Genomic DNA, 23,989 nt, shown 5'->3' with positions numbered 1-23,989 from the left:
GCGATCTTCGGTAGTGACTATATAAGCATGAATGATACTTATAAAGACCTCAGGTGACCACCTCTGGTGGCCTGTCGACCGCCTTCAGGCCAGCAAATCCCGGATCTGCTGCAAGGCCGCGGGGTCGTCCATGGTGGTCAGGTCACCCGGGTCGCGGCCTTCACAGACCGCCTGAATGGCGCGGCGCAAGAGCTTGCCGCTGCGCGTCTTGGGCAACACGTTCACGAAGCGAACACGGGCCGGCCGGGCCACGGCGCCGAGCTGCTCGTCCACCACCTTCATGATCTCGCCCTCCAGTTTGAGTCGGGCGGCATCGGTGGTGAGCGCGGAAACATCCCTGGCCACCACGAAGGCCATGGCCACCTGGCCTTTGAGCTGGTCGGCAACGCCCACCACGGCCACCTCGGCCACGTTGGCGTGGCTGGAAATGCTTTCCTCGATCTCGCGGGTGCCCAGGCGGTGGCCGGCGACGTTGATCACGTCGTCGGTGCGGCCCAGTATGTAGAAGTAGCCATCCTTGTCACGCACGCCCCAGTCGAAAGTGCTGTAGACCAGCTTGCCCGGAATGCTCTTCCAGTAGGTGTTGACGAAGCGCGCATCGTCGCGCCAGACGGTCTGCATGAAACCCGGAGGAGTGGGACCCTCGATCACCACCACACCCTTTTCGTCCGACCCGGTGAGCTCTTCGCCGGTGTTCTCGTGCAGCAGCTTCACGTTGTAGCCGTACATCGGCACGCCGGGGCTGCCGAATTTGCTGGGTTTGCGCTCCACGCCGTTGGCAACCGTCAAGATCGGCCACCCGCTCTCGGTCTGCCAGTAGTTGTCGATGATGGGCACACCCAGGCCGTCGCTGATCCAGCGGGCAGTGGGCTCGTCCAGCGGCTCGCCAGCGAGAAACAACGCCTTCAGGCTCGAAAGATCGTATTTCTTCAGGTAGGCCGGGTCTTGCTTCTTCAGCACCCGAACTGCCGTCGGCGCACTGAACATCACCGAAACCTTGTATTTTTCAATCAGGCTCCACCAGATGCCACCATCCGGGCGGATGGGCAGGCCCTCATACATGATGGTGGCCATGCCGGCGATGAGCGGACCATAAATGATGTAACTGTGCCCCACGACCCAGCCGATGTCGCTGGTGGAGAAGTAGGTTTCTCCGGGCTCGCACATGAAGATGTGCTTCATGCTCGCGGCCAGCGCTACGGCATAGCCGCCGGTGTCGCGCTGCACGCCCTTGGGTTTGCCCGTGGTACCGCTGGTGTAGATGGTGTAGCTGATGTCGGTGGCGTCAAGCCACTCGCAGGGAACCTGAGCGCCAAGGTGCTGTTCGCGCAACGCGGCGTAATCGTGATCGCGCCCGGGCACGAGACTCATGGCAGCGAGCCCCCGGTTGACAAGAACAACGGAGGTGGGCTTGTGGCTCGACAGGCGGATGGCCTCGTCCAGCAGGGGCTTGTATTCCACCACTTTGCCTCCGCGCGAACCGGCATCGGCGCTGACGATCGCCACCGGCGATGCGTCTTCGATCCGATTGGCCAGCGAGTGGCTGGCGAAGCCACCGAACACCACGGAGTGAATGGCGCCAATGCGCGCGCAGGCCAGCATGGCAAAAGCCGCCTCGGGAATCATGGGCATGTAGATCAAGACCCGATCGCCCTTCTTCACGCCCTGATCCAGCAGCACAGCAGCCATGTGCTGCACTTCGGCATGCAGCTCCCGGAAGCTGTAGGTGCGCTCGACGTCGGTCTCGGTGGAGACAAAGATCAGTGCGTTCTGGTCCGCCCGATCTTTGAGATGCCGGTCCACAGCGTTGTGGCAGAGATTGATCTGGCCGCCCTCGAACCAGCGCGCGAACGGCGGGTTGTCGTTGTTGCAGACGCGATCGAAGGGTTTTTTCCAGTCGACCAGGGCGGCCTGTTCAGTCCAGAACGCGTCCCGGTCCTCCATGGAACGGCGGTAGAACTCGGTGTAGCCCTGAGCTTGCTTCATGGATGTCTCCTGCGAAATGGATGCGGGTGAAACGAATCTGAATTCTTAATTATGAGAGTCAGTCTTGCGAGAGGCTGACGCGACGGGATCTTCCGTAGCGCGCCAGACTTCCTTTACTTGATCAAGGCCTGCACGTCGCGAAAGGCCGGGTGTTCCGCGCTGCGAAGCCACTCGAAAGCCACCATTTCTGTCGTGACCAGTTCGGCGCCAGCGCCGGCCAGGCGGTCGAAGGCCGCATCGCGATTTCGTTCGGTGCGCGAGCTGCAGGCATCGGTCACGACCCAGACGTCGAACTCCTGTTCAATCAGTTCCAGGGCGGTCTGCAGCAGACAGACATGGGCCTCACAACCCGCTATCACGATGGTCGGCCGCTCAATCTCTGCCGCTGCAGCGGGTTTCTGCAGGTGTTTTGGCATGCTGCGGGCATTGCCGCCACCCGATCGGGCTGGCGGCCGAAGCCAGTCGGCCAGCCCGTCGCTCAACGCGCCGAAGCTCATCTTGGGCAAGGTCTTGCGGCAAAGCTCGCGCAGTTCGGACGCATTGGGGCCCAGCTTCTCCGGGTTCTGCTCGGTGCCGAACGCAGGCACATCGAGCAGCTTTGCCATGCGCGCCAGTCGCAGGGCATTGGCCAACACCTCTGGGCCCTCGAAGATGACGGGCATCAGGCGCGTTTGGTAGTCCACGAGCACCAGTTGGGATTCGGAAGCGTCCAGCAGCATCTTGTCTTTCTTTCTGATCGGGGTTGGTGCCGCATTCTCGCAGCGGTGGCGCTGCCCTTCGTCAGCCGTTTCACACCACCGGGCCGGTCAATACCGGGGAAAACGCCCAAAATACAAATCAAATCAATGGCTTGCTTGAATTTCCTCACTTGACTTCGACCGCCATGCCGGCTACGCTGCGCCCCATGACCCGCTGGCTCCCCGTCCTGATCCTGAGCTGCTCGACCGTGGCGCATGCCTCGCCGGGCGGCACCAGCTTCAATGACATCGACGGCCTGCTGGTCGAAAAGGGCTTGATGTCCCGCATGGGCGAACAATTTCAGCAGACGCGCGACACGGTGAGTGAACAGGCATCCAGCCTGGTGATCAACGCCCTCGCCTTCCTCGACATTCCCTACCGCTATGGCGGCAACAACACACAAACCGGTTTTGATTGCAGCGGTTTTGTGCGCGCTGTGTACGAGCAGTCGGTGGGCAAGGTGCTGCCTCGGCGTTCCGATGAGCAAGCGGCGGCCACACAAGAAATCGACCGCAGCGATCTCAAACCGGGTGACCTGGTGTTCTTCAACACCATGAAGCGGGCTTTCAGCCATGTGGGCATCTACATGGGGGAAGGCAAGTTCATCCACTCGCCGCGTGCGGGCGCGCAGGTTCGGGTGGAAGACATGCGCCTGGCTTATTGGAGCAAGCGCTTCAATGGCGCGCGACGCGTGCCCTTGGCCTCTTCAGATCAGCGCTGAAAGTGCGCTGCGCCAGAAACAAACCCGGCTGAGGCCGGGTTTGTCATTGGTGGCTTGAGCGCGCTACTTGCGCTGAGGTGGCACGTCGGTGCAACTTCCGTGCGCGATTTCAGCCGCCATGCCGATGCTCTCGCCCAGCGTAGGGTGCGGGTGGATGGTCTTGCCGATGTCCACTGCGTCTGCGCCCATCTCGATGGCCAGAGCGATCTCACCGATCATGTCGCCCGCATGGGTGCCCACCATGCCGCCGCCCAGAATCTTGCCGTGCCCATGGGCCTCAGGCGAGTCGTCGAACAGCAGCTTGGTCACCCCTTCGTCGCGCCCGTTGGCAATGGCGCGGCCAGAGGCGTTCCAGGGGAACAAGCCCTTCTTCACCTTGATGCCTTGCGCCTTGGCCTGGTCTTCGGTGAGGCCCACCCAGGCCACCTCGGGGTCGGTGTAAGCCACGCTGGGAATCACGCGCGCATTGAAGGCGGCACTGGCCAGCTCCTTGTTGCCCTGCAGCTCGCCCGCAATCACTTCGGCCGCCACATGCGCCTCGTGCACCGCCTTGTGCGCCAGCATGGGCTGACCCACGATGTCGCCGATGGCAAAGATGTGCGGCATGTTGGTGCGCATCTGAATATCGACATTGATGAAGCCGCGATCGGTCACGGCCACACCAGCCTTGTCGGCCGCGATCTTCTTGCCGTTGGGGCTGCGGCCCACGGCCTGAAGCACCAGATCGTAAGTTTGAGGCGCAGGGGCCGTGCCGCCCTCTTCCGCCGCAGCAAACGTCACTTCAATACCTTCGGGCGTGGCTTTGGCCGACACCGTCTTGGTCTTGAGCATGATGTTGTCGAAGCGTTTGGCGTTCATCTTCTGCCAGATCTTCACCAGGTCGCGATCGGCGCCCTGCATCAGTCCGTCGAGCATTTCCACCACGTCCAGGCGCGCGCCGAGCGTGCTGTAGACCGTGCCCATCTCCAGGCCGATGATGCCGCCGCCCAGAATCAGCATGCGCTTGGGCACCTCCTTGAGTGCGAGCGCGCCAGTACTGTCGACCACTCGCGGATCTTCGGGCATGAAGGGCAGGCGCACGGCCTGGCTACCGGCCGCGATGATGGCCTTCTTGAAGGCGATCACCTGCTTCTTGCCGGTTTTCTCCTGCGCCGCGCCCGTGGTCTCCTCCACTTCCAGGTGGTTGGCCCCCACGAAGGCGCCGTAGCCGCGCACGGTGGTGACCTTGCGCATCTTGGCCATGGCCGCCAGGCCGCCGGTGAGCTTGCCGATGACCTTTTCCTTGTGGCCGCGCAACTTGTCGATGTCGAGCTCCGGCTTGCCGAAGGCCACGCCGAGGTCGGCCATGTGACTCACTTCGTCCATCACCGCAGCGACGTGCAGCAAGGCCTTGGAAGGAATGCAGCCCACGTTCAGGCACACGCCGCCCAGCGATGCGTAGCGCTCCACCAGAACGACCTTGAGACCAAGGTCGGCAGCGCGGAAAGCCGCACTGTAGCCGCCGGGGCCACCACCGAGCACGAGCACGTCGCACTCGAGGTCGGCACTGCCACCAAAGCTGGCCGCCGCAGGTGCAGCAGCGGCAGGCTCACCCGCTTTTCCGCTCGCCGCCGCGGGTTGAGGTGAGGGCGCTGCCGGCGAAGCAGCGGGCGTCGGCGCGGAAGTCGCGCCCTCGGCCGCTTCCAGCGTCAACACCACACTGCCCTGCTTGACCTTGTCGCCGAGCTGGACCTTGAGCTCCTTGACCACGCCTGCGTGCGAAGACGGTATTTCCATCGACGCCTTGTCGGATTCCACCGTGATAAGCGACTGCTCCGCCTTGACGGTGTCGCCGGGCTTGACCAGCAGCTCGATCACCGCAACTTCGTCGAAGTCCCCGATGTCCGGAACCTGAATTTCAATCAGTGCCATCGCCATGCCTTAAAGAAGAACGCGACGGAAGTCGCCGAGGATCTGGCCCAGGTAGGCGTTGAAGCGCGCGGCGGCCGCGCCATCGATCACCCGGTGGTCCCAGGTCAACGAGAGCGGCAGCATCAGGCGCGGCTGGAAAGCCTTGCCGTCCCACACGGGTTCCATCTGGCTCTTGCACACGCCCAGAATGGCCACCTCGGGCGCGTTGATGATGGGCGTGAAGTAACGCCCACCAATGCCGCCGAGGCTGGAGATGGTGAACGTGGCGCCGCTCATTTCGGCCGGACTCAGCTTGCCTTCCCGCGCCTTCTTCGCCAGTTCACCCATTTCCTGGCTGATCTGCAGCACGCCCTTCTTGTCGGCGTCCTTGATCACGGGGACCATCAGGCCATTGGGCGTGTCGGCCGCGAAGCCGATGTGCCAGTACTGTTTGTAGATCAGCGCGTCGCCGTCGATGGAGCTGTTGAACTCAGGGAATTTCTTGAGCGAGGCCACGCAGGCTTTGATGAGGAAGGCGAGCATGGTGACCTTGACACCGCTCTTCTCGTTTTCCTTGTTGGTGGAAACGCGAAACGCTTCGAGATCGGTGATGTCGGCATCGTCGTGGTTGGTGACCGCCGGGATCATGATCGCGTTGCGCAGCAAGTTGGCGCCGCTGATCTTCTTGATCCGGCCCATCTCCTTGCGTTCGATCGGTCCGAACTTCGCGAAGTCCACTTTCGGCCAGGGAATCAGGCCCAGACCAGCACCTTCAGCACCGCCGGACGAGGCCTTGGCAGCCTGCGCCTTCGTTTGCGTGGAACCTGTCATGACGGCCTTGGTGAAGCCGAGCACGTCTTCCTGCGTGATGCGCCCTTTGGGACCGCTGCCCTTGATTTCATCGAGCGGCACCCCTAGTTCGCGCGCGAACTTGCGCACGGAAGGCGAGGCGTGAGGCAGGCCCACGGTGGTGGTGGCGGTCGGGTTGTGTTCGGCAGCGGCAGGCGCCACTTCCGTTCGCCCTGAGCCTGTCGAAGGGCTCGCCTGCACCTTGGCAGGGGCTTCGACGGGCTCAGCCCGAACGGGTGCAGAAGACGCCGCCACGGCGCCTTCGAGCACCGCCAGCAGATCACCGATGTTGACCGTGTCTCCGACCTTGACCTTGAGTTCCTTCAGCACGCCAGCGGCAGAAGAAGGAATCTCCATCGACGCCTTGTCGGATTCGACGGTGATCAGGCTTTGCTCGACCGCAATCTTGTCGCCGGGCTTGACCAGCACTTCAATGACGGCGACGTCCTTGAAGTCGCCAATATCGGGCACGCGCACCTCGACCGGGCCACTGGCGGCCGGCGCAGCGGCCGGCGCAGCGGCCGGAGTCGCTGGGGCCGGAGCCGCCGCAGGAGCAGCAACCTGAGCTGGCGCCGCTGGAGCTGCTGGCGCCGGTGCGGCAGCGGCTTCACCCGCCGCCTCGACCACGAGCACCACCGAGCCCTGCTTCACCTTGTCGCCCAGCGCGACCTTGAGCTCCTTCACCACACCTGCTGTGCTGGACGGAATCTCCATGGAAGCCTTGTCCGACTCCACAGTGATCAGCGACTGCTCCGCCTTGACGGAGTCGCCCACCTTCACCAGCAGCTCGATCACCGCCACCTCATCAAAATCCCCAATGTCCGGGACCTTCACTTCAATCAGTGCCATGTTCTTTGTCTCCGGGTTAGGCGTAGAGGGGGTTCACTTTGTCGACCTGAATGCCGTATTTCTTGATGGCCTCGGCCACCTTGGCCACTGGCACTTTGCCCTCTTCGCTCAACGCCTTGAGCGCAGCCACCACGACGTAATGGCGGTTGATCTCGAAGTGTTCGCGCAGCTTGCTGCGGAAATCGCTGCGGCCAAAGCCGTCGGTGCCCAGCACCTTGTAGGTGCGGTCTTTCGGAATGAAGGGGCGGATCTGCTCCGCGTAGTTCTTCATGTAGTCGGTGGAAGCGATCACCGGGCCCGTGGTTGCGCTCAATTGCTGCGCCACGAAAGGCACGCGGGGTGTCTCGGTGGGATGCAACAGGTTCCAGCGATCGGCATCCTGCCCATCGCGAGCCAGCTCGTTGAAGCTCGGGCAGCTCCACACACCAGCACTCACGCCCCAGTCTTTTTCAAGTAACTCCTGCGCAGCAATGCTCTCGCGCAGGATGGTGCCGCTGCCCAGCAGTTGAACGCTCGGCGCGGTCTTCTTGAGCGCTGGCGCCTGCTTGCAGTAATACATGCCCTTGATGATCTGCTCTTCCGTGCCGGGCTGCAGGCCGGGCATGGCGTAGTTCTCGTTGAGCAGCGTGAGGTAGAAGTAAACGTTGTCCTGCTTCTCCACCATGCGCTTCAAGCCGTGGTGCAGGATCACGCCGACCTCGTGCGCAAAGGTCGGGTCGTAGCTGATGCAGTTCGGAATGGTGCCGGCCAGGATGTGGCTGTGGCCGTCTTCGTGCTGCAGGCCTTCGCCGTTGAGCGTGGTGCGCCCGGAGGTGCCGCCCAGCAAGAAGCCGCGCGCCTGCATGTCGCCCGCCGCCCAGGCGAGATCGCCAATGCGCTGAAAACCGAACATGGAGTAGTACACGTAGAACGGCACCATGATGCGGTTGCTGGTGCTGTAGCTGGTGGCTGCGGCGATCCAGCTGCTCATGCCACCGGCTTCGTTGATGCCTTCCTGCAGGATCTGGCCAGCCTTGTCTTCCTTGTAGTACATCACCTGGTCTTTATCGACAGGTGTGTACTGCTGGCCGGCCGGGTTGTAGATGCCCACCTGCCGGAACAGGCCTTCCATGCCGAAGGTCCGTGCCTCGTCGACCAGAATGGGCACCACGCGCGGACCCAGTGCCTGGTCACGCAGCAACTGCGTCAGAAAGCGCACATAGGCCTGGGTGGTGGAAATCTCGCGACCTTCGGCGGTGGGCTCCAGCACGGCCTTGAAGGTCTCAAGCGAAGGCACCGTGAAGCTCTCATCGGCCTTCACCCGGCGCTTGGGCAAATACCCGCCCAGTGCTTTGCGACGCTCGTGCAGGTAGCGCATCTCCGGCGTGTCGTCGGCCGGCTTGTAAAACGGAATCTTGGAGAGTTCGCTGTCCGGGATCGGCAGATTGAAACGGTCGCGGAAGATCTTGATGTCTTCGTCGGTGAGCTTCTTGGTCTGGTGAACCGTGTTCTTGCCCTCGCCCGACTTGCCCATGCCGAAGCCCTTGACCGTTTTGATCAGCAGCACGGTGGGCTGGCCCTTGTGGTTCACCGCCTTGTGGTACGCGGCGTAGACCTTTTGCGGGTCGTGACCACCGCGCTTCAGGTTCCAGATGTCGTTGTCGCTGAGGTGGGCCACCATCTCCAGCGTCTTGGGGTCGCGGCCGAAGAAATGCTTGCGCACGTAGGCACCGTCGTTGGCCTTGAAGGCCTGGTAGTCGCCGTCGACCGTGTCCATCATGATCTTGCGAAGCGCGCCGTCCTTGTCGCGCGCCAGCAGCGAATCCCACTCGCTGCCCCACAGCAGCTTGATCACGTTCCAGCCGGAACCACGGAACTCGCCTTCGAGCTCCTGGATGATCTTGCCGTTGCCGCGCACCGGGCCATCCAGACGCTGCAGGTTGCAGTTCACCACGAAGATCAGGTTGTCGAGGTTTTCGCGCGCCGCCAGGCTGATGGCGCCCAGCGATTCGACTTCGTCCATCTCGCCGTCACCGCAGAACACCCAGACCTTGCGGTTCTCGGTGTTGGCGATGCCGCGCGCGTGCAGGTACTTCAGGAAACGCGCCTGGTAGATCGCCATCAGTGGACCCAGGCCCATGGAGACGGTGGGAAACTGCCAGAACTCGGGCATGAGCTTGGGGTGCGGATAGCTCGACAAACCCTTGCCATCCACTTCCTGGCGGAAGTTGAGCAGCTGCTCTTCGGTCAGGCGGCCTTCCAGGTAAGCGCGGGCGTACACGCCGGGCGACACGTGACCCTGAATGTAGAGGCAGTCGCCACCATGGTTCTCGCTCTCGGCGTGCCAGAAATGGTTGAAGCCGGCGCCAAACATGTGCGCCAGCGAGGCAAAGGAACCGATGTGACCGCCCAGGTCACCGCCGTCTTCGGGGTTGTGCCGATTGGCCTTGACGACCATGGCCATTGCGTTCCAGCGCATGTAGGCGCGCAGGCGCTCTTCAATCTCGATGTTGCCGGGGCAACGCTCTTCCTGGTTGGGCTCGATGGTGTTCACATAGCCGGTGGTGGCCGAGAAAGGAAGGTCGATGCTGTGCTGGCGAGCTTCTTCCAGAAGTTGCTCAAGCAGAAAGTGCGCCCGTTCGGGGCCCTCGCGCTCAATCACGGCGGCCAGGGCCTGCATCCACTCGCGGGTTTCCTGGGCGTCCACATCCCCGGCAACCTGGCCTTTGAGAGCGTCGTTCGCTGACATTCTTGTCTCCTGTTGGTTTGAATCGAGCTTACGGAGGTCTATCCGCAGTGTCACGGATTTTTCCACAAATGGTTTTCAATTTCAATATGTGCGTAAAGATTTCATATTACGAGATCATACGGATGCCAGCCTAGGGTATTCGGGCTGCTCTCACGTAGACTTCGGGCATTCATGATCCCGCTGCCGTCCCCGACCCCATCGAACCGGCCGCCCGCACAGGCAGCGTGGTGGAAACGCTGGTGGCGCCGCCTCCCCCCCTCTCGACAGGACCGCTTCGCCACGCTCGCGCCTTTGCTGGCGGTGCTGCTGTTCCTCTCGGCCATCGTGGTGGCCATCACTTACCTGCGTTATGAGGAACTGGAGCGTGAACAGGAAGCCGTGACGCGGGATGTGGAGTACGCCCAGCAGCGGCTTCGGCTGCGGCTGCTGGAACGGCAGGAGCAGCTCATGCGTCTGGCGCGCGAGGTGAGCAACAAGGAAATCGAGAGCGAAGAGTTCAAATTCCAGGTCGAGTCGCTGGTCAGCCAGTTTCCCGAGATGCTGGCGATCAGCTGGATTGATGGCCGGCGCAATGTGCAGGCGAGCTACGCCTCGCCCAGCGCGCCCGTGGCCTTGACTCGCGCGGTGGGCAGCACCCTTTCCCCGGGCGAGACCGACGGCACATTTGAACTGGCGCGCGACCTGCGCCAGCCCGTGTACTCCCGCCCCTTTGGTGAAGATGCCCGCAACGCCACGCTGATGTTGCACGTGCCGCTGAGCGAGCAGGGACGTTTCTCCGGCACGATCATGGGCGAGTATTCCATCGACGGACTCATGCGGTTTGGCATCCCGCCGGAGATCATGGCGCGCTACGCCGTGGCTCTGGTGGACGACCGCGATCGCGTGCTCGCCGGCAGCCTGCAAGCGCCCGAATCGGTTTTGCGCCTGTTGCCCTGGTCCAACCCGCCTCTGGAGCACGAAGTGCCGGTGTCCCCGGTGGGCAACGGACTGATTCTCAAGGCGCAGGGTTATCGCACCTCGCAGGACATCGTGGGCAGCGGTTTCTTCTGGGTGATCGGCGCCCTGAGTGCCCTTACCGTGTGGATGCTGCTGGGCACCTGGCGCCACACCCGGCGACGCGTGCAGGCCCAGCAAGCCCTCATGGCCGAAACCAACTTCCGGCGCGCCATGGAAAACTCCATGCTCACGGGCATGCGTGCGCTGGACATGCAGGGGCGCATCACCTACGTGAACCCGGCCTTTTGCTCCATGACGGGCTGGACCGAAGGCGAGCTGGTGGGTCGCACGGCGCCCTTTCCCTACTGGCCCGAAGAAGACCACGACCAGCTCGCCGCACGGCTTGAAGACGAGCTTCGCGGGCGCTCCACGCCGGGCGGCTTCGAAGTGCGCGTGCGCCGGCGAGACGGCAGCATCTTCGATGCGCGCATGTACGTCTCGCCGCTGATCGACCCCAAAGGCCATCAGACCGGCTGGATGACCTCGATGACTGACATCACCGAGCCCAAGCGCATTCGCGAGGAACTCTCGGCCTCCTACGAGCGCTTCACCACCGTGCTGGAATCGCTGGACTCCGCGGTGTCGGTGGCGCCCCTTGGCAGCGACGAGATGCTGTTCGCCAACAAGATGTACCGGCTGTGGTTTGGCACGCGCGGCCTGGGCCACCGTCATCTGGTCGACCTCGCGGGCAACCAGCCCTCGCCCAGCCCGGACGACGGCGATGCCGTGGACGCCTTTGCAGGCATGCCCACCGAGACGCTGACCGATGCGGGCGCGGAGAACGCCGAGGTGTTCGTGGAAGAGCTCGACCGCTGGCTGGAGGTGCGCACGCGTTATCTGACCTGGGTCGACGGACGCCTGGCGCAGATGGTGATCGCCAGCGACATCACGCCCCGACGCTTCGCGGAAGAACAGGCATCCCGCCAGGCCGAGCGTGCCCAGACCGCGAGCCGCCTCATCACCATGGGCGAAATGGCTTCCAGTGTGGCCCACGAGCTGAATCAACCGCTCACCGCCATCACCAACTATTGCAACGGCATGATCTCCCGCCTTCAGGAGCAGCGGATCACCCCGGACGAACTGCTGGGCGCGCTGGAAAAAACCTCCCGGCAGGCCCAGCGCGCCGGGCAGATCATCCAGCGCATCCGCGCCTTCGTGAAGCGCAGCGAGCCCAACCCCACGCTGTCCGACGTTGCCCAGATGGTGAACAACGCCATCGAGCTGGCAGACATCGAGTTGCGCCGCCACCAGGTTCGCCTCTCGCCCTACGTGGCCGCCCGGCTGCCCAATCTCATGGTCGATCCCATCCTGATCGAGCAGGTGCTGATCAACCTGCTCAAAAACGCGGGTGAGGCGATCGCGCAGGCGGGTCGTCTGCCGGGCGAGCGTTACGTGGAACTTCGCGTCGGCCCCCGGCATCTGGACGATCAGGATGTGGTTGAGTTTTCCGTGCGTGATTCGGGCAATGGTGTTCCCGATGAAATGATCGAGCGAATTTACGAGGCCTTCTACAGCACGAAGAGCGAGGGTATGGGCATTGGTCTCAAACTGTGCCGCAGCATCGTCGAATCGCACCATGGGAGGATGCAGGTGCAGAACATCTACAATGGCGAAGAGGTGGTGGGCTGCTGCTTCAGCTTCTGGATCCCCGTGGTCTCGCGGCTGCAGAACCACAGCACCGCGGCTGGGCCCGCCACAGAGCCGCTGACGGACACAGAAAGAGCGAGATGAGTTTGATCCCCAAAAAAGGCAGTGTCTACGTGGTCGATGACGACGAGGCGGTGCGCGACTCACTTCAGTGGCTGCTCGAAGGCAAGGACTTTCGGGTGCGCTGCTTCGAATCTGCAGAAGCCTTCCTGAGCCGCTACGACGCTCGCGAAGTGGCCTGCCTGATTGCCGATATCCGCATGGGTGGCATGACCGGCATGGAACTGCAGGACCGCCTCATCGAACGCCAGTCACCCCTTCCCATCGTCTTCATCACGGGTCATGGCGACGTGCCCATGGCGGTGGAGTCCATGAAGAAGGGCGCGCTCGACTTCATTCAGAAACCATTCAAGGAAGACCAGCTTGTGGCCCTGGTCGAGCGCATGCTCGAACACGCCCGAGAGGCCTTCGCCACGCACCAGCAAGCCGTCAGCCGGGACGCCCTGCTCTCCAAGCTCACCAGCCGCGAAGCGCAGGTGCTCGAACGCATCGTGGCGGGTCGGCTGAACAAGCAGATCGCCGACGACCTGGGCATCAGCATCAAGACGGTGGAAGCCCATCGCGCCAACATCATGGAAAAGCTGGGTGCCAACACCGTTGCGGATCTGCTCAAGATTGCGTTGGGACAAACGCCCGCCAAAGCCTGATCACACGCTGAAATTCTTCTTCACAACGCCCGCCACTTTTCCGGCGGGCGTTTCTGTTTTCAACCTCTTCTGATTCTTCAACATGACCGCTCAACTGATCGATGGCAATGCGCTTTCCAGGAAGATCCGCGCCGAAGTGGCCGGCCGCACCGCCGCGCTCAGGGCAAAAGGCGTCGTGCCCGCCCTCTCCATCATCCTCGTGGGTGAAGATCCGGCGAGCCAGGTGTACACCAAGCACAAGGTCAACGACAGCACCGAAACCGGCCTGCAGGCCACGCTGGAGCGCTACCCCGCCAGCATGACCGAGGGCGAATTGCTCGCCCGCATCGAGGCGCTGAACCTCGACCCGGCGGTACACGGCATCCTGGTGCAACTGCCGCTGCCCCGGCACATGGATGCCAGCAAGGTCATTGAAACCATCGCGCCGGCCAAGGACGTGGATGGGTTTCACATCTCCAGCGCCGGTGCGCTGATGGTCGGGCAACCCGGCTTCTGGCCCTGCACGCCGTACGGCTGCATGAAGATGCTCGAGGACATCGGCTACGACCTCAAAGGCAAACACGCGGTGGTGATCGGCCGCAGCAACATCGTCGGCAAGCCCATGGCGCTGATGCTTCTGCAAAAGAACGCCACCGTGACCATATGCCACAGTGCGACGCAAGACCTGAAGGCCATGACGCTGCAGGCCGACGTGGTGGTTGCCGCCGTAGGCAAGCGCAACGTGCTCACCGCCGACATGGTCAAACCCGGCGCGGTGGTGATCGACGTCGGCATGAACCGCAACGACGAAGGCAAGCTTTGCGGCGACGTGGACTTTGAAGGGGTGAAGGAAGTGGCCGGCTGGATCACACCGGTGCCCGGTGGCGTGGGCCCCATGACACGCGCCATGCTGCTCGTCAACACCTTGCAGGCGGCGGAGCGGCAGCTGGCTTGAGAGGATTTGTGGAGGCGCGATCCGGAGTCGAACCGGACTAACCGGATTTGCAATCCGGGGCATAACCGCTTTGCTATCGCGCCATCAGGCTCGGCGCGTGGAGCGCTGAGCTGAAACTCTGACAAAAAAGGGAAGCAGAGCTTCCCTTTTTAAATCTGGAGCGGGAAACGAGACTCGAACTCGCGACCTCAACCTTGGCAAGGTTGCGCTCTACCAACTGAGCTATTCCCGCATTCTTTCTCGGCTCACATTGCGTTGATTCAGTGCTTGCCGGAAACCGAAATTATAGCGTAAAAAACCGGCCTCTTTCAAGCCCGGTTTCATTTTCTGAATCAGTGCTTGACCGCATCTGGATGCGGCGCCGGCGTGCGGACGGAAGCAGCCGCAATCTGCGCAGCAACCTCCTCTTCGGTCAGTGGCACAGGCAGTCGCTCCAGCGCAATGGCAAGCACCTTGTCGATCCATTTCACCGGCACGATCTCCAGGCCCTGCTTCACGTTGTCGGGGATCTCGGCCAGGTCCTTCACGTTCTCTTCCGGAATGATCACGGTCTTGATGCCACCGCGAAGTGCCGCCAGCAGCTTCTCTTTCAGGCCACCGATGGCCGTGACCTCGCCTCGCAGCGTGATCTCGCCGGTCATGGCCACATCGGCCCGCACCGGTATGCCGGTGATCGCCGAAACCAGCGCCGTGGTCATGGCGGCGCCGGCACTGGGGCCGTCCTTCGGCGTGGCGCCATCGGGCACGTGAATGTGGATGTCGCGCTTGTCGAACTGCTCGTCCTTGATGCCCAGCATATGGGCCCGGCTGCGCACCACAGTGCGTGCCGCTTCAACCGACTCTTTCATCACATCACCGAGCGAACCGGTGCGGGTGATGACACCCTTGCCCGGCATGATGGCAACTTCGATGGTGAGCAAATCGCCGCCCACTTCGGTCCAGGCCAGACCCACGACCTGACCCACCTGGTTCTGTGCTTCGGCGCGACCATAGTTGTACTTGCGCACACCCAGGAATTCGCTGAGGTTGTCGGCGTTCACCACCACGGTGGGCGTGTACTTCTTGAGCAGCAGACCCTTGACCACCTTGCGGCAGATCTTGGAGAGATCTCGCTCAAGCGAACGCACGCCAGCTTCGCGCGTGTAGTAGCGCACGACGTCGCGCACGGCTTCCTCGCACACTTCAAGCTCGCCTTCTTTCAGCCCGTTGTTCTTCAGCTGCTTGGGCAGCAGGTAACGCATGGCAATGTTGACTTTCTCGTCTTCGGTGTAACCCGAGAGGCGGATCACTTCCATGCGGTCCAGCAAGGCCGGTGGAATGTTCATGGAGTTTGAAGTCGCCACGAACATCACGTCGGAAAGGTCAAAGTCCACTTCGACGTAGTGATCGCCGAAGGTGTGGTTCTGCTCAGGGTCCAGAACTTCCAGCAGAGCGCTCGAGGGATCGCCACGGAAGTCGGTCCCCAGCTTGTCGATCTCGTCGAGCAGGAACAGCGGGTTGCGCGTGCCCACCTTGGACAGGCTCTGCAGCACCTTGCCAGGCATCGCGCCGATGTAGGTGCGGCGGTGCCCGCGGATTTCCGCTTCGTCACGCATGCCGCCGAGCGCCATGCGCACATACTTGCGACCAGTGGCCTTGGCCACCGACTGCCCCAGCGAAGTCTTGCCCACACCGGGTGGGCCGACCAAGCAAAGAATGGGCGCCTTGACCTTGTCCACGCGCTGCTGCACTGCAAGATATTCAAGGATGCGGTCCTTGACCTTTTCCAGACCGTAGTGGTCTTCGTTCAGCACGGCCTCGGCGTGCGCCAGATCGTGCTTGATCTTGGTCTTCTTGCTCCAGGGCAACGCCACCAGCGCATCGATGTAGTTGCGCACCACGGTGGCCTCGGCCGACATGGGTGACATCAACTTGAGCTTCTTGAACTCGGCATCGGCCTTCTTGCGGGCCTCTGCGGGCATCTTGGCGGCCTTGATCTTCTTCTCGATCTCTTCGATGTCGGCGCCCTCTTCGCCTTCACCCAGCTCCTTCTGGATCGCCTTGACCTGTTCGTTCAGGTAGAAATCGCGCTGGTTCTTCTCCATCTGGCGCTTCACGCGGCCACGGATCTTCTTGTCGACGTTGAGGATGTCGACCTCGCGCTCGAGTTGTTCAAACAGGTTTTCCAGCCGCTTGTTGACCGGGTCGAGATCGAGCACGACCTGCTTGGACTCCAGCTTGAGCGGCAGGTGGGCCGCAATGGTGTCGGCCAGACGACCCGGATCGTCGATGCTGGAGATGGACGTGAGGATCTCGGAAGGGATCTTCTTGTTCAGCTTGACGTACTGGTCGAACTGCTGCATCACGGCGCGACGCAGGGCTTCGAGTTCGTTGGACGGCGTTTCCGGCTTGTCGGCACCTGCATTGACCGGGCTGACACTGGCCACGAAGTGGGTTTCACCATCGCGGATGTCGAGCACCTTGGCGCGCTGCACACCCTCGACCAGCACTTTCACGGTGCCATCGGGCAGCTTGAGCATCTGCAGGATGGTGGCCACGCAGCCCATCTCGAACATATCGTCGGTGGAAGGCTCGTCCTTGGCGGCGGCCTTCTGCGCCACCAGCATGATGCGGCGCTCGGATTCCATCGCGGCTTCGAGCGCCTTGATGCTTTTGGGGCGACCCACGAACAGGGGAATCACCATGTGCGGGAAGACCACCACGTCGCGCAGGGGCAGCAACGGGAGTTCAACCGGCGAACTGGGCAAAGGGGTTTGTCCGGACATTGCAACCTCGACTAAAACGGGTAAATGGGGTGGGTGCGCGCGATCTCAACCGGACGGACGCATCAACCAGCTCGGCGCGCTTTCAGGGCGCGCGCCGCTGAACCATTCAGGCCTGCCTGGCCGCTTCGCGGTACACCAGCAGGGGCGGCTTGTTCTCATCGATGGTGGACTCATCGACCACCACCTTCTCTACATTGCTCATGCCCGGCAGATCGAACATGGTGTCGATCAGCGCGTTTTCCAGTATCGACCGCAATCCACGTGCGCCGGTCTTGCGCGCGAGCGCCTTTCGGGCAATCGCCTTGAGCGCTGTGGGGCGCACTTCCAGCTCGGCGCCTTCCATGGCCAGCAGGCGCGAAAACTGCTTGACGACGGCGTTCTTGGGCTCGGTCAGGATTTCGACCAGCGCATCCTCGCTGAGTTCCGAAAGCGCGGCAATCACGGGGACGCGGCCGACCAGCTCGGGGATCAGGCCGAACTTGATCAGGTCTTCCGGCTCGATTTCCTTGAAGGCATCGGTCACGCTGCGTTGTTGCTTGCTCTTGACGGTGGCGCCAAAACCGATGCCGGAAGCCTCGGTGCGGTTGTCAATGATCTTCTCCAGCCCGGCGAACGCGCCGCCGCAGATGAAGAGGATGTTGGTGGTGTCCACCTGCAGGAAGTCCTGGTTCGGGTGCTTGCGGCCACCCTGCGGCGGCACCGAGGCCATGGTGCCTTCGATAAGCTTGAGCAAGGCCTGCTGGACACCCTCACCTGAAACATCGCGGGTGATCGATGGGTTGTCGGACTTCCGCGTGATCTTGTCGATCTCGTCGATGTACACAATGCCTTGTTGCGCCCGCTCGACGTCGTAGTTGCAGCTCTGGAGCAGCTTGGCCACGATGTTTTCCACGTCTTCGCCCACGTAGCCGGCTTCGGTCAGCGTTGTCGCATCCGCCATGACGAACGGCACATTGAGCATGCGCGCCATGGTCTGGGCGAGCAGCGTCTTGCCGGATCCTGTGGGGCCAATGAGCAGGATGTTGCTCTTGGCCAGCTCCACGTCGTCCTTGCGAGCGGTCTGCTTGTGGCGCAGACGCTTGTAGTGGTTGTAGACGGCCACCGCCAGCGCGCGCTTGGCGGGTTGCTGACCGATGACGTAGTTGTCCAGGTTGGCCTTGATCTGGGCGGGCGTGGGCACGTCGTCGCCCGAGGCTTTGACCGACTCGAGACCGGGCAACTCATCGCGAATGATGTCGTTGCAGAGGTCGATGCACTCGTCGCAGATGAACACCGAGGGGCCGGCGATCAGCTTCTTCACCTCGTGCTGGCTCTTGCCGCAAAAGGAGCAGTAGAGCGCTTTTTCACTGGAGGCGGCTTTTTTGTCTGCCATAGGTTGGGGAGCTCGGATGACGCGATGTCAACAATGATAGTTCAAGGGTGAGCGGCGACAAACGGGGGAAAAGCGCCGGAATTGGCACCAAGTCCCCCATTTACACCTTCAAAAAGGCCAAATAGCCTGCCGCGAGGCTTCAGGTCGTGCCAGGGCGCTTCTCGATGACCTTGTCGATCAGGCCGTATTCCTGGGCTTCCGAGGCCGTGAGGAAGTAGTCGCGCTCGGTGTCGTGCCGGATCTTCTCCAGCGGCTGACCGGTGCGCTCAGCGAGGATACGGTTCATCTGATCCTTGGTGCGAAGGATGTCGCGGGCATGGATCTCGATGTCGGTGGCCTGGCCACGTGCGCCACCCAGCACCTGGTGGATCATGACTTTGGAGTTCGGCAACGAGAAGCGCTTGCCTTTGGCGCCAGCGGCCAGAAGGAATGCGCCCATGCTGGCGGCAAAGCCACAGCACAGCGTGGACACATCGGGCTTGATGAAATTCATCGTGTCGAAGATCGCCATGCCGGCGGTCACGCTGCCGCCTGGAGAGTTGATGTAGAACGAAATGTCCTTGTCGGGGTTCTCGCTCTCCAGGAACAACAGTTGCGCCACGACCAGGTTGGCGGTCTGGTCGTTCACCTCACCCACCAGAAAGATCACGCGTTCCTTGAGGAGTCGCGAGTAGATGTCGTAAGAGCGCTCGCCGCGGCCTGACTGCTCGATGACCATGGGCACCATGCCCAAACCTTGAATGTCCATTGCGCTCATGCGTTTCTCCATGTGTTGATGCTTGCCATGTCACTACTGTAACCAACCCGCCGTGGCCGCCTGCCCGCCCGGTGCAAGACCGGAGCGCCTGCAGGGGTGGACCGCCGACAACGGCAGATGGGGGACGAACTGAAAAAAGAAAGGGCGGATCGCTCCGCCCTGTTCCATTGGCCGCTCAGTCGGATCAGGACTGGGCCATCAGCTCGTCAAAGCTGACCGGCTTCTCGGTCACTTGCGCTTTGGCCAGCACGAATTCCGTGACGTTGTTTTCGATCACGATGGCTTCGACTTCGGCCATGCGGCGGTTGTCGCTCTGGTACCAGCGCACCACATCGCCCGGCTTCTCGTAAGAAGCAGACAGTTCTTCGATGTGGGCCTTGATCTGCTCGGGCTTGGCGTGCAGCTCGTTCGCGCGCACCAGCTCGGCCACCACCAGACCCAGGCGCACACGGCGCTCGGCCTGCGGGCGGAACAGCTCTTCGGGAATCGGCGCCTTGTCGGCATCCTTCACGCCGCGCTGCTTCAGGTCGGCACGGGCACCTTCCACCAGGCGGTCCAGCTCGGACTGCACCACCGACTTCGGCAGGTCCAGCTCGGCCTTGGAAATCAGTGCGTCCATCACGGCCTGCTTGTTGCGGGCCTGCAGGCGGAACTTCACCTCGCGTTCCAGGTTCTTGCGGATGTCGGCGCGCAGGCCTTCCACGGTGCCTTCAGCAATGCCGAGCGACTTGGCCAGAGCTTCGTCAACTTCGGGCAGGTGGGCGGCTTCAAGCTTGTTGACAGTGACGAGGAAGTCGGCCGTCTTGCCAGCCACGTCCTTGCCGTGGTAATCGGCCGGGAAAGCCAGCGGGAAGGTCTTGGATTCGCCAATCTTCATGCCGCGCACGGCATCTTCGAATTCCTTCAGCATCTGGCCATCGCCCACGATGAACTGGAAGGCCTCGGCCTTGCCGCCCTCAAAGGGTTCGCCATCGATCTTGCCGCTGAAGTCGATGGTGGCGCGGTCGCCGTCCTGTGCGGCCTGGTCCTGCGCGCGTTGCGCGAAGGTGCGACGCTGCTTGCGCAGGATGTCGAGCGTGCGGTCGATGGCGGCATCGTCCACTTCGGCGGACACCTTCTCCACCGTGGCGGTGGCCAGGTCGCCGATCTTCACTTCGGGATAGACCTCGAACACGGCGTCGAAGGTCAGCTGGCCTTCGGGCGCGCCTTCCTTCTCGGTGATCTTTGGCTGGCCGGCCACGCGCAGTTGCGCTTCGTTGGCAGCGCTGGCAAAAGCCTCGCCCACCTTGTCGTTCATCACTTCGTAGTGCACCGAGTAGCCATAGCGCTGGGCCACCACGTTCATGGGCACCTTGCCGGGCCGGAAGCCATCCATCTTCACGTCGCGAGCAATGCGCTTGAGGCGGTTGGACACTTCGTTCTGGATCACATTGGCTGGCAGCGTCAGCGTGATCTTGCGCTCCAGCTTTTCCAGGGTTTCAACGGTCACGGTCATGGTTTTCTCCAAAAGGGTGTGGTCAACCAGCCTGTCTGGCCGACCCGGGGAAATGTCTTTGTCTGTGGTGTGGTGCGCGGGGGGGGACTCGAACCCCCACACCATTGCTGGCGTCAGGACCTAAACCTGGTGCGTCTACCAATTTCGCCACCCGCGCGCCTCGTAGGGGGTTTTCCGACGCAGCGCAAGGGGTTCGCTGAGCGGCCGGTTGTCCACTTCACGGCAACCCTAGATTGTAGCCGCTGCGCTTCTCCCCGCCTTGCCCGTTCAGGCGCCCAGCCGCTGGCGCAACACCCGCACCGCGCTGCCGGGCGTGGTGAGCACGGGAAGGCCCGTGGCCTTGTGTATGGCGCGCTGGGCGCGTGCCATGCTGAACTGGGCCACGGCGATCAGATCGCAGCCCTGGCCTGCGAGCCAGTGCGCGGCTTCCACCACGCGCGCGTCGTGACCGGCGTCATCGCCCCGGTTCAACGCATCCATGGCGCCTTCGGCCAGGCAGGTGACGAGCTCGGTGCCGGGCGGGAACTCCGGCGGCATGGAGACCAGCGTGGGCGCGAACGAGGCCACCAGCCCAATGCGGCCACCGCGCGCCACCGCTTCGGCCACCATGGCCTCGTTGGGCTTGAGCACCGGCATGTGCGGCCGGCGCGCGGCCACCGCCTCGATGCACGGACCAAAAGCCGAGCAGGTGAACAGGATCGCGTCCGCACCGGTGCCCTCGGCGTAAGCCGCAAGGGCTTCGAAGCGGCGGTGCATGGCGCCGTCAAGCCCCTTGCCGCTGTTCGCCAGATCGGCCGAAAGGCTGTCGTCCTGCAGGTTCATGCGCACAGCCTCGGGCCACGCGCGTTCCATCTCTTCGTTGATGGGAGCCACCGAATGAGACAGGGCGTGGATGAGAGCGATGCGCATGTCAGGCGGCTTGAGCCAGCGGCACGGGTCGCATGCGGCGACCCTGGGTCCACCACACCAGCAGCACCAGCACCAGCGCGGGCAGGTAGAACCAGTGTGGCGTGGGCCGGTCGGTCGGCACCTGCACACCCGTCACATCCCAACCCTGCTCGAAGCCGGACTTGGCGGCGCGCGTACCAAACTTCACCTGCCCGATCTGCACCGCGTCACCCAGCGGCATGAGCTGCAGCCCAGCGTCAGACAGGCGCTTGCGGCCATCCGGCCCCTGGTCGCCCAGTTGCAGGGCCACCGTCTTTTTCACCTCATCGCCTTCGATGGTCAGACCCTGTATGACCATGACCACGCGGTCATCGGTGAGCACATCGCGCGCCACGTCGTACACCTGCGCCGCCGGCACCAGGCGGTACTCGGGTTCGATGCGGTCCATGAAAAAGTCGGGGCGGAACAGCAGCACCACGGCCACGGAGAGCAGCAAGGTTTCCCACCAGCGGCTCTTCACGCGAAACCAGTTCATGGTGACGGCAGCAAAAATCAATGTGGCCAAGGTGCAGGCGAGCACGAGGCGAATGAGTTCGCCCCAGCCGTGCACGTTGATCAGCAGCAGCTGCGGGTTGAATATCCAGATGAAAGGGAGGATGACCGTGCGCAGCGCGTACACCGCACCCTGCACACCCGTCTCGATGGCGTCCTCACCCGAGATGGCGGCCGCCGCGAAGGTGGCCAGCCCTACCGGCGGTGTGATGTCACCCATGATCCCGTAATAGAAGACGAACAGGTGAACCGCGATGAGCGGAATGATCAGGCCGGACTGCGCGCCCAGTTCCACCACCACGGGCGCCATCAGCGTGGCCACCAGCACGTAGTTGGCGGTGGTGGGCACGCCCAGGCCCAGCACCAGGCACACGAAGGCGATGAAGAGCAGCATCACCATCACATTGCCCTGCGCCACGAACTCCACAAACTCCGTCATGCGCAGGCCCAGGCCGGTGAGCGTGATGGCGCCGACGATGACGCCTGCCGTGGCCGTGGCCACGCCAATTCCGATCATGTTGCGCGAGCCGTCGTTGAAACCGCCCACCACCGAATTCCAGCCCGCCAGCCAGGTGCCGGCCGTGCTGGCGCGGCGAAACATGGCGATCAGCGGGCGCTGCGTGAGCATGAGCACCACCAGCGTGGTCACGGCCCAGAAGGCGGAGAGCGATGGCGACATCTCTTCGACCATCAGGCACCAGATCAGCATGGCGATCGGCATGAGGTAGTGCAGACCTGCGCGGACCGTGGGCCAGGTCTCCAGCGCCTTGGGATGTTCGATGTCGATGTCGTCCGGCAGATCGGGACAACCCGCCGCCTGCTTCACCGAGAACAGGTACAGCGCCAGCACCACGGCGGACACAGCGTAAGGCGCCACGGGGCCCATCACCGCCTTGATGGCCTGCAGCAGGTAATAGATGGCGCACACCACGGCGATGCTCCCCGCGATGCCGATCGCATTGCGCAGCACGCGAATGCGCCAAGGCTTGGGCGTGGTCTTGATGATCGGCTGCATGCCCATCTTCAACGCTTCGAGGTGAACGATGTAGAGCAGTCCGATGTATGACAGCGTGGCCGGCAGAAAAGCGTGCTTGACGATGTCGGCGTACGGAATGCCGACGTACTCCACCATCAGGAAGGCGGCAGCGCCCATCACCGGCGGCATGATCTGGCCGTTGACCGAGGCCATGGTCTCGATGGCGCCGGCTTTGACGCCACCATAGCCCGCCTTCTTCATGAGCGGGATGGTGAAGATGCCGCCAGAAACCACGTTGGACACCGACGAGCCGGAAATCATGCCGTTGAGGGCAGACGACACCACCGCCACCTTGGCGGGCCCGCCGCGCAAGTGGCCCAGGGCCGCGAAGCTCACCTGCATCATGTAGTTGCCGCCGCCCGCGCGATCCAGCAAGGCGCCGAACAGCACATAGACAAAGATGGTGCCAGCCGACACACCGAGCGCGATGCCGTACACGCCTTCGGTGGTGAGCCACATGTGCGAGATCAACCGGTTGACCGAAGCACCCTTGTGCGAAAGCACCTCGGGCAGGTGCGGGCCGAGCAGGCAGTAAGCCAGAAAGATCACCGCCAGGGCGGCCATGGGCCAGCCCACCGCGCGGCGCGTGGCTTCGAGCAGCAGCAGCACACCTGCAGATCCAACCACGATGTCCATGGTGTTCGGCTGGCCCGGCCGCGTGGCCAGCTCGGCGTAGAACAGCATGATGTACGCGCCGCAAAACGCGGCCACCAGCGCCAGCAGCCAGTCCACCACCGGCACGCGATTGCGTGGCGAGCGCTTGAAGGCGGGCCAGGCCAGGAAAGCCAGGAACAAGGCAAAACCAAGGTGAATGGCGCGTGCTTCGGTGTCGTTGAGGATGCCGAACCCGAGTGCGAAAGGCAGCGGCGAGGCGTACCAGTACTGGAACAACGCCCAGAGCATCGCGACCGCGAACACCACGCCCGCCGTAATGCCTGTGGGTTTTCGCCCGCCGGTGTCGCTGTCGGCGACGAGTTGCTGCAAGGCTTCCGGCGCTTTTTCTAGGTCTGTGGTCATGGCGTCAGGTTCGCTGGAGAAGGCTAAAAAAAATGGCGAAGATCACTTCGCCATGGGGTTCA

Annotated in this window: 15 protein-coding genes and 3 tRNA genes; 4 read left to right on the top strand and 14 right to left on the bottom strand. The window is 62.8% G+C overall.

The window, feature by feature from the left end; all coding sequences use genetic code 11:
* Window positions 1-84 precede the first annotated feature (84 nt).
* Window positions 85-2,004: a propionate--CoA ligase gene (locus CAP37_RS06895; protein ID WP_256926991.1), complete on the bottom strand. Its 1,920-nt coding sequence runs from the start codon at window positions 2,002-2,004 to the stop codon at window positions 85-87.
* A 95-nt stretch (window positions 2,005-2,099) separates the two neighbouring features.
* Window positions 2,100-2,705, bottom strand: coding sequence for an isochorismatase family protein (locus tag CAP37_RS06890; protein ID WP_086123493.1), 606 nt, complete (start codon window positions 2,703-2,705; stop codon window positions 2,100-2,102).
* A 185-nt stretch (window positions 2,706-2,890) separates the two neighbouring features.
* Here CAP37_RS06890 and CAP37_RS06885 point away from each other — a divergent pair, with 185 nt between their 5' ends.
* Complete coding sequence (locus CAP37_RS06885; protein ID WP_086124860.1) at window positions 2,891-3,445, top strand: C40 family peptidase; 555 nt, start codon at window positions 2,891-2,893, stop codon at window positions 3,443-3,445.
* A 63-nt stretch (window positions 3,446-3,508) separates the two neighbouring features.
* On the opposite strand, the gene lpdA is transcribed toward CAP37_RS06885, so the two are convergent.
* From lpdA to aceE, 3 genes are read right to left on the bottom strand one after another with little or no spacing between them, the layout of a single operon-like run.
* Window positions 3,509-5,356 (bottom strand): dihydrolipoyl dehydrogenase, encoded by a 1,848-nt coding sequence (gene lpdA / locus CAP37_RS06880; protein ID WP_086123492.1) that lies wholly within the window; start codon window positions 5,354-5,356, stop codon window positions 3,509-3,511.
* A 9-nt stretch (window positions 5,357-5,365) separates the two neighbouring features.
* On the bottom strand, window positions 5,366-7,033 hold the full coding sequence (gene aceF, locus CAP37_RS06875; RefSeq protein ID WP_086123491.1) for a dihydrolipoyllysine-residue acetyltransferase: 1,668 nt from the start codon (window positions 7,031-7,033) through the stop codon (window positions 5,366-5,368).
* 16 nt (window positions 7,034-7,049) lie between these two features.
* Window positions 7,050-9,761 (bottom strand): pyruvate dehydrogenase (acetyl-transferring), homodimeric type, encoded by a 2,712-nt coding sequence (gene aceE / locus CAP37_RS06870; protein WP_086123490.1) that lies wholly within the window; start codon window positions 9,759-9,761, stop codon window positions 7,050-7,052.
* Window positions 9,762-9,932: 171 nt separating this feature from the next.
* Here aceE and CAP37_RS06865 point away from each other — a divergent pair, with 171 nt between their 5' ends.
* The 3 genes from CAP37_RS06865 (at window position 9,933) to folD (ending at window position 14,045) form a co-directional block, all read left to right on the top strand.
* Window positions 9,933-12,488: a PAS domain-containing sensor histidine kinase gene (locus CAP37_RS06865; protein ID WP_086123489.1), complete on the top strand. Its 2,556-nt coding sequence runs from the start codon at window positions 9,933-9,935 to the stop codon at window positions 12,486-12,488.
* Complete coding sequence (locus CAP37_RS06860; RefSeq protein WP_086123488.1) at window positions 12,485-13,111, top strand: response regulator transcription factor; 627 nt, start codon at window positions 12,485-12,487, stop codon at window positions 13,109-13,111. The genes CAP37_RS06865 and CAP37_RS06860 overlap by 4 nt, the downstream gene beginning before the upstream one ends.
* An 82-nt stretch (window positions 13,112-13,193) precedes the next feature.
* Entirely contained in the window at window positions 13,194-14,045 is an 852-nt protein-coding gene (folD, locus tag CAP37_RS06855; protein WP_086123487.1) for a bifunctional methylenetetrahydrofolate dehydrogenase/methenyltetrahydrofolate cyclohydrolase FolD, read from the top strand.
* Between the two features lie 9 nt (window positions 14,046-14,054).
* Here folD and CAP37_RS06850 read toward each other — a convergent pair.
* The 9 genes from CAP37_RS06850 to CAP37_RS06810 form a co-directional block, all read right to left on the bottom strand.
* A tRNA-Cys gene (locus CAP37_RS06850) sits at window positions 14,055-14,128 on the bottom strand.
* Between the two features lie 73 nt (window positions 14,129-14,201).
* Window positions 14,202-14,277, bottom strand: a tRNA-Gly gene (locus tag CAP37_RS06845).
* Window positions 14,278-14,377: 100 nt separating this feature from the next.
* The gene (lon, locus tag CAP37_RS06840) at window positions 14,378-16,810 is read right to left on the bottom strand and encodes an endopeptidase La (protein ID WP_086123486.1); all 2,433 of its coding nucleotides are present in this window, start codon (window positions 16,808-16,810) and stop codon (window positions 14,378-14,380) included.
* Between the two features lie 106 nt (window positions 16,811-16,916).
* A complete protein-coding gene (gene clpX / locus CAP37_RS06835) occupies window positions 16,917-18,182 on the bottom strand; it encodes an ATP-dependent Clp protease ATP-binding subunit ClpX (RefSeq protein ID WP_086123485.1) in 1,266 nt (421 codons plus the stop codon).
* A 139-nt stretch (window positions 18,183-18,321) separates the two neighbouring features.
* The gene (gene clpP / locus CAP37_RS06830; protein ID WP_086123484.1) at window positions 18,322-18,939 is read right to left on the bottom strand and encodes an ATP-dependent Clp endopeptidase proteolytic subunit ClpP; all 618 of its coding nucleotides are present in this window, start codon (window positions 18,937-18,939) and stop codon (window positions 18,322-18,324) included.
* A 184-nt stretch (window positions 18,940-19,123) separates the two neighbouring features.
* Entirely contained in the window at window positions 19,124-20,434 is a 1,311-nt protein-coding gene (gene tig, locus CAP37_RS06825) for a trigger factor (protein WP_086123483.1), read from the bottom strand.
* A gap of 70 nt (window positions 20,435-20,504) precedes the next feature.
* Window positions 20,505-20,591, bottom strand: a tRNA-Leu gene (locus CAP37_RS06820).
* A gap of 110 nt (window positions 20,592-20,701) precedes the next feature.
* Window positions 20,702-21,343 (bottom strand): aspartate/glutamate racemase family protein, encoded by a 642-nt coding sequence (locus CAP37_RS06815; RefSeq protein WP_086123482.1) that lies wholly within the window; start codon window positions 21,341-21,343, stop codon window positions 20,702-20,704.
* Between the two features lies 1 nt (window position 21,344).
* Entirely contained in the window at window positions 21,345-23,927 is a 2,583-nt protein-coding gene (locus CAP37_RS06810) for a TRAP transporter permease (protein ID WP_086123481.1), read from the bottom strand.
* Between the last annotated feature and the right edge of the window lie 62 nt (window positions 23,928-23,989).

Source organism: Hydrogenophaga sp. IBVHS1 (assembly GCF_002127265.1).
GTDB lineage: Bacteria > Pseudomonadota > Gammaproteobacteria > Burkholderiales > Burkholderiaceae_C > Hydrogenophaga.
The sequence above is the reverse complement of the archived record's forward strand: the minus strand, read 5'-3'. Positions and strand labels throughout refer to the sequence as shown.

Coding starts and splice junctions, on each gene's coding strand:
- CAP37_RS06890 (WP_086123493.1), bottom strand. CDS start 2,705: ATGCTGCTGGACGCTTCCGAATCCCAACTGGTGCTCGTGGACTACCAA.
- CAP37_RS06885 (WP_086124860.1), top strand. CDS start 2,891: ATGACCCGCTGGCTCCCCGTCCTGATCCTGAGCTGCTCGACCGTGGCG.
- lpdA (WP_086123492.1), bottom strand. CDS start 5,356: ATGGCACTGATTGAAATTCAGGTTCCGGACATCGGGGACTTCGACGAA.
- aceF (WP_086123491.1), bottom strand. CDS start 7,033: ATGGCACTGATTGAAGTGAAGGTCCCGGACATTGGGGATTTTGATGAG.
- aceE (WP_086123490.1), bottom strand. CDS start 9,761: ATGTCAGCGAACGACGCTCTCAAAGGCCAGGTTGCCGGGGATGTGGAC.
- CAP37_RS06865 (WP_086123489.1), top strand. CDS start 9,933: ATGATCCCGCTGCCGTCCCCGACCCCATCGAACCGGCCGCCCGCACAG.
- CAP37_RS06860 (WP_086123488.1), top strand. CDS start 12,485: ATGAGTTTGATCCCCAAAAAAGGCAGTGTCTACGTGGTCGATGACGAC.
- folD (WP_086123487.1), top strand. CDS start 13,194: ATGACCGCTCAACTGATCGATGGCAATGCGCTTTCCAGGAAGATCCGC.
- lon (WP_086123486.1), bottom strand. CDS start 16,810: ATGTCCGGACAAACCCCTTTGCCCAGTTCGCCGGTTGAACTCCCGTTG.
- clpX (WP_086123485.1), bottom strand. CDS start 18,182: ATGGCAGACAAAAAAGCCGCCTCCAGTGAAAAAGCGCTCTACTGCTCC.
- clpP (WP_086123484.1), bottom strand. CDS start 18,939: ATGAGCGCAATGGACATTCAAGGTTTGGGCATGGTGCCCATGGTCATC.
- tig (WP_086123483.1), bottom strand. CDS start 20,434: ATGACCGTGACCGTTGAAACCCTGGAAAAGCTGGAGCGCAAGATCACG.
- CAP37_RS06815 (WP_086123482.1), bottom strand. CDS start 21,343: ATGCGCATCGCTCTCATCCACGCCCTGTCTCATTCGGTGGCTCCCATC.
- CAP37_RS06810 (WP_086123481.1), bottom strand. CDS start 23,927: ATGACCACAGACCTAGAAAAAGCGCCGGAAGCCTTGCAGCAACTCGTC.